Source organism: uncultured Methanobrevibacter sp. (assembly GCF_937898925.1).
GTDB lineage: Archaea > Methanobacteriota > Methanobacteria > Methanobacteriales > Methanobacteriaceae > Methanobrevibacter.
This window is the reverse complement of sequence record NZ_CALDKF010000047.1, coordinates 1-5,987: the sequence shown is the minus strand read 5'-3', so window position 1 is coordinate 5,987 and position 5,987 is coordinate 1. Positions and strand designations below refer to the sequence as shown.

The window sequence follows — 5,987 nt, the reverse complement described above, 5'->3', positions numbered from 1 at the left end:
CTTATATGAATTGCTTATTTTAAACTATGGGACATTTTATGCTACTATAAGGGCAGCTCAAAACTGGAAAAGGCAAACAGTAATTGATTTGGAAGACTTTGGTACAGCAGGAAATCCCCTTTTCAAAAATGACCCTCTTGTTTTCATTGACCCAACAGACAAGAACAGAAATGTTGGAGCAGCCTTAAGAATGGAAAGGTATGTTGATTTCATTGTCGCTTCCAGAAACTTCTTAGACATTGATGAAAATGATTCAGAAAAGATAATTGAATTCTTCAAACCTCTTCAAAAGGAGCATTTATCTAATAAGTCCAATGAGGAAATAACTAAAGACATTTTAGAGTCATTTAAGGATAGGCAAACCCAAACATTGGTTCTAAAGTTCCCTATTCCTGAAATGTCTGCTGATGCTCTTCATCCACAACTACTTAAAACTGTCACTTCCATTTGTGAAAAGATAGAAATGGAGGAATTCTCTGTCTTCAACTATGATTACTGGACAGATGAAGAGAGATTTGTTATCTTCACCATAGAGCTCAATGTATTCAAGCAAGGAAAATACTACATACACAAAGGGCCTAAAGTATGGCCTAAGAAAGCTTGTGACAACTTCAAGAAGAAATGGCAAGATGCTTTATATCCATTGGATGAATTTATGGTTTTAACAAGGGAAAGAGAGTTTAAGACTGCTAAGGAATTTTTAGAGAAAACCTTAGATGATAATCATATACATATCTTCAAGATTGGAAAGAACATAAAAGAATCTATTTGCAGTGATGAATGTGTTCCTATTGAAATAGATGAATTCCTTAATGATTTGAATAGTGAATTTGATTATGACATTTCCAATAAGACTGGTGATGAATTAGCAAGAGATTATTTAAACTCTTTAGATGACTTCTTAAATCCTGGGCAATACATTAAAAGATAAGTAAAGAGGAATTTTATGAAAGCAAATAAATCTGAAACCATAAGAAGCTTTTTAGCCATTGAAATTGATCAAAAATTGGTTCCTAAGATTTTAGATGTTCAAAAGGAGTTTAAGAAGACAAATACCAATATAAAGTATGTTCCATCAAAGAACATGCATTTTACCTTGAAGTTCTTTGGAAACATTGATTTTGATATGGTGGGAGATATCAGCGATGCAGTCAATAAAGTCATAAAAAATTACTCTTCTTTTGATTTGAACATTAAAAACTGTGGCTGTTTCCCAAATAAAAATGTAATTAAGGTCCTTTGGTTAGGATTGGATGAAGGCTCTCCTATTATTAATCTTCAAAAGGATCTTGATAAGGAATTCAAGAAATTAGGATTCAAGAAGGAAAGGAACTTCATTTCTCATTTGACCATTGGCAGAGTGAAAAGTCCTAAGAACAAAAAGGAAATCAGACAAACAATCGAAAAATTGGAAGATATTGAAATCGGACAGTTCACTGTTTCTAAAATATGCTTAAAAAAGAGTACTTTAACTCCTCAAGGGCCAATTTATGAGGACGTTAAAGTGTTTGAATTAAATTAATTATTTTATTTTTCTAAAACTTCATAATGAGTCTATATTTTTATATTATTTATTCTATTTTTCTAATAGCTTTCATAATGGATTCTATTTTTATCGAACCTATCAGTACCTGTATAATCCTCTGTAGGATATCCTAAAACGATTACAGAGTAAGGATAGACATTTTCTGGGATATTGAAATGTTCCTTTAGATAATTTACCCTATCCTCATCAGGATATGTTCCAAGCCATACTGCACCGAGTCCTTCCTCTACAGCTTGAAGTAAAATGTTTTGTGTACATGCTCCCATATCCTGCTGAACCCATTTGTAATCTTCAAACCTTTCTGTATAATCCTTATTGAAAAGAGGTATTATGCAGCATGTAGATGTCTTTGCAGGCTTTGAATATTGGCTCATGTTTTCTATTTTTTCAATTCCAGCCTTATCTTTCACTACAAGGAATTCCCATGGCTGTGAATTGATGGCAGATGGTGCCTGCATTCCTGCCCTTAAAAGTCTTTCAATCTTGTCATCTTCTATTTCTTTATCTAAAAATTTTCTAATGCTTTTTCTTTTGAATATTGCATTCATTCTAACACCTTTTAATTGGTTTTCATTAAGAATCTAAAGTATTTGTATGAAACATAAATCACTAAAATAAGCGCTATAACCGCTTGAATGTAAAATATATGGTTCAATAGACTGAGTCCAAAGAACTTATATGCCTCTCCAGTAGCTATTGTGCTTATGACAAATGGAAATGTAAATGCTGAAAAGCTTGGCACAAATTCCAATCTTTCTAAAATCAATAGTCTTATTGCATGATAAATTGCAAAAATATAAAAAATACATGCACCTATGTAGATTAGGCTTAAGAAGTTTTCATTAATAGTCAATGCATTCACGTAGCCAACAATAAGGATTGAGAAAAGTGCAGTGTAAATGCAAATGAATGGTTTAAATTGATCGTCTATTGCAGTAAACTTAAGGTATCTGTATGAGACTAAAATGAGTGTTGGTATCATCAGTAAAAATCCTATTCCAAAGAATATGAATCCATATTTTTCCAAGCCATATGCTGGAGCTGTTATTGAAGCCATTGTTATTCCAATGTAAACAATCCACCAGGTAGCAAATACTGTTTCAATGTCAAATTCATCAATCACATATTTTTTAGTGAAGACAATTGCTATTGATAGATGAATCATTATTCCTAAAATCCATATTCCAAAGGCAATGCTTTCGGATAATGGCATGAACAGTGGTTTTAAGTATGTGCTGAAAAGCATTAAAGCCATTGAAAATGTACCGAATGTGCTTAATGCAATCAAATTGTTCAATTCATTGTTGAATGCATCAAAGTGTAAAACAAGTTTTAATAGAATTAGGAATATGAGTATTGAACCGATTATAAAAAATATGCCGCTGAAATCAGTGAATATCTTGCCTAATGATAAAATAGCCAAGATCAATCCAGTGATCGCCAAAGGTAGATTTTTTATAATATTCATAATAATATTCTTAAAAAAGAGTTTAATAAAATTTTTCTTAAATATCTTAAGAAAATGTGCATTCAATAATTAATCATTGAAAAAAAATAGTTAAGATAAGTTAAAAACTTATCTTGAAAAATAGTAAGTTTGTTTATTCGTATAAGTTTACTTCTTCAGCACCAAGCACTTTAATGCCCATGCCTTCAGCTAAATCTGCAGATTCTTTTGAGAATAATTGGAAATGAGGTGAAGCCATGTGTTTGCTTAATGCTTCTACACTTTCCCATTGTTCAACGAACATGAATGTGCCATCTTTAACTGATTTTAGGAATTTGTAATCAATGTTTCCTTCTTCTTTAAGAGTTTCTTCAACCAATGCCTCTGCGAGAGGAATTATTTTGTCTTCAGCACCTTCTTTTGGTGCAAGTTCTGCCATAACTACAATAAAGCTCATAATTAATCTCCTTTTGATTATTATTTAAGGGTTTATTCTAACTATTATTAAAAACTTATTATTTTCTTCCATTTGCCAATTAATAACCTAATTAAGTTTTATTCATTTCTTATCCAATTCATTAATCTTATTTTCATTAATAAAATTGAATTATTTTATTTCATATAAAAACTCATAATGGTCTATCCCATCTTCCAGATAAAGGTCAGATACCTTTTTAAAACCTAAATCCTCATAGAATTCAGTTAAATAAGCCTGTCCAGATAGCTTTATTCTCTTTTTACCTAAATCCTCTGTAATGAAGTCAATTGCCTTCTTCATCATGATTCTTGAGAGCCCTTGTCCCCTATAGGATTTCTTGACAATCACTCTTCCGATTGCCATATCATCATATGCGATATTCTCAGGAAGAATCCTTAATAATGCTATGACTGTTGTACTGTCTTCCTCTTCCAAAAACAAGTGATAGGCACATTGGTCCTTGTCATCCAAGTCCTGATAAGGGCAATTCTGCTCAACAACAAATACCTCTGCCCTTAGTTTGAGAATTTCGTATAGTTCATTTGCTGTAAGTTCATCAAAGCTCTTGAATTTCCAGTTTATATCATCACTTCCTAAAAAGAGTAAATTATGATAAAAAGGGGTGAATTTTAAAAAAAGAAAAATAGAAAAAATTATTCTATGGAAATAGAATAATTTAATAAGTTTTTTAGTTTATTCATCTAATTTTGGAATACCAGTGATTCTGAGTCCACCGTAATGGGATTTGTATTTGATGTTTAATCCGATAAGGAGTGGAGTGATCTTTTCGATGATTCTGGATTTTTCCAAGATTCCAGTATCGATGGTTCTTACACCAGGGATTTTGTTGATGAGTTCTGCTGCGATTTCTTTTGCTTCTTTGTCGTCACCAGCAATCAAACAGTCACAGTCGATGTCTTCTGGAATGTTGGATAAGTGGGAGTTACTGATGTTACAGAATGCACAGATAACTTTTGCGCCGGTTCCGTCAAGGATGGATGCGGTTCTTTCTGCTGCAGATCCTTCCATTAAGTCAATGAATCTGAATGGTTTTCCACCAATTGCAGTTTCTAAAGGTACAGTTGCATCCAATACGATTTTGTCAGTACAGAATTCCTTGATTCCTTCTACAGTTGGTTTTTGTGCTGCGAGAGGTACAGTTAGGATTAAGATGTCTCCTTCTTTTGCTGCATCTTCGTTAGCTAAACCTTTGATGTTTAAGTCGTAGTCTGCGTATTTTTCTTTAGCTTCTGCAACAACATCTAAAGCTTTTTCTTCCTTACGAGAACCAACAATAACTTCGACGCCTTCAATTGCTAATCTGAGAGCAATTCCTAAACCTTGTGGACCAGTTCCACCAATTACACTTACGATCATTTTTTATCTCCTAAAATATTGAATTTTGTAAAAAGTCTTTTGATAATATATTGTACAATATATCGTTGTTAATATTTATATTAGAAAATGTTTATAAATCTTTTTATTTTATTTAATATTTTATCATTTATCCTGGTTAATGTTTAGTTAATATTTAATTTATATGAACATTTTTTAATAATAATTATTTTTATTATTATTTTGTAAAATTATTAAATTAAAAAAAATTAATATCGATATTTAAATTAAGAAATTTAGGACAGTTTAATAATTAGGTTAATTTCACATTTCTTAAAAAAAGTAATAAAAATTGTAAAAAAAGTAAAGAAAATAAATGATTTTCATCATTTATTTAAAAATTGTTTAAGATATTACTAATATTGGCAATTAATATTCGTAGAATCCTTTTCCTGCATTGATACCGGTTTCGCCAGCATCTATTTTTGCCTTAAGCTTTGCAGCTATTTTTCCTTGAGTGGTGTCAGGGTCTTTGGATCTAGGGTCCATAATGACAATGTTATATGCAGTTGTAAGACCTACAATATCTAAAATTTGGAATGGGCCGTTTGGTGAACCAGTAGCAAGTCTCCAGGTCAAGTCAATTGTTTCAGGATCTGCAACCTCTTCTGCCCATAAAGCTTGTCCTGCTGAGAGGAATGGTACAAGCAAGGAGTTTAGGACGTATCCTGGTTGCTCTTTCAATACTTTGATTGGAACCATGTTTATGTCTTCTGCAAATTGAACGATTGCATCGAAGTATTGTGGATCTGTTCCAGGGTGTGGCATTACTTCAGCAGTGTTTTGAGCCCAGATATTGTTTGCAAAGTGGAATGCAAGATACTTTTCAGGGCGTCCTGTGTGTTCTGCAAACTGACTTGGAAGCAATGTGGATGAGTTGGTTACAACAATTGTCTTTTCAGGCAAGTATTTTGCCAATTCCTCATAGAATGGGATTTTTTGTGCAGGGTCTTCTGCAATTGCTTCAATAACAAGGTCTGCATCTTCTGCTGCTTCTTCATAGCTTGTTGTAAGTGTCAAGCTGTCGAATGCTTTTTGAGCTTGTTCTAATTTAATGTCATTATTTATAACGCTTGTTATTTTAAATAAATCAAAACATTTTTTTACTTAGAAATTATCAT

General features: G+C 32.2%; 6 protein-coding genes and 2 pseudogenes. 2 read left to right on the top strand and 6 right to left on the bottom strand.

Going from position 1 to position 5,987, the window contains the following annotated elements:
- Window positions 1-931, top strand: a pseudogene (locus Q0409_RS03730) (CCA tRNA nucleotidyltransferase); the annotation flags it as partial.
- A gap of 15 nt (window positions 932-946) precedes the next feature.
- The gene (thpR, locus tag Q0409_RS03725; protein WP_298535211.1) at window positions 947-1,522 is read left to right on the top strand and encodes an RNA 2',3'-cyclic phosphodiesterase; all 576 of its coding nucleotides are present in this window, start codon (window positions 947-949) and stop codon (window positions 1,520-1,522) included.
- A 62-nt stretch (window positions 1,523-1,584) separates the two neighbouring features.
- On the opposite strand, the gene Q0409_RS03720 is transcribed toward thpR, so the two are convergent.
- The 6 genes and pseudogenes from Q0409_RS03720 to Q0409_RS03695 all read right to left on the bottom strand — a co-directional run.
- A complete protein-coding gene (locus Q0409_RS03720) occupies window positions 1,585-2,094 on the bottom strand; it encodes a nitroreductase family protein (RefSeq protein WP_298535209.1) in 510 nt (169 codons plus the stop codon).
- Window positions 2,095-2,105: 11 nt separating this feature from the next.
- Window positions 2,106-3,014: a hypothetical protein gene (locus Q0409_RS03715; RefSeq protein WP_298535207.1), complete on the bottom strand. Its 909-nt coding sequence runs from the start codon at window positions 3,012-3,014 to the stop codon at window positions 2,106-2,108.
- A 133-nt stretch (window positions 3,015-3,147) separates the two neighbouring features.
- Entirely contained in the window at window positions 3,148-3,450 is a 303-nt protein-coding gene (locus Q0409_RS03710; RefSeq protein WP_298535205.1) for a putative quinol monooxygenase, read from the bottom strand.
- A 150-nt stretch (window positions 3,451-3,600) separates the two neighbouring features.
- Window positions 3,601-3,999: a GNAT family N-acetyltransferase gene (locus Q0409_RS03705; RefSeq protein WP_298535216.1), complete on the bottom strand. Its 399-nt coding sequence runs from the start codon at window positions 3,997-3,999 to the stop codon at window positions 3,601-3,603.
- A gap of 165 nt (window positions 4,000-4,164) precedes the next feature.
- Complete coding sequence (gene npdG, locus Q0409_RS03700) at window positions 4,165-4,848, bottom strand: NADPH-dependent F420 reductase (RefSeq protein WP_012955793.1); 684 nt, start codon at window positions 4,846-4,848, stop codon at window positions 4,165-4,167.
- 387 nt (window positions 4,849-5,235) lie between these two features.
- Window positions 5,236-5,928, bottom strand: a pseudogene (locus Q0409_RS03695) (3-hydroxyacyl-CoA dehydrogenase); the annotation flags it as partial.
- Window positions 5,929-5,987 lie beyond the last annotated feature (59 nt).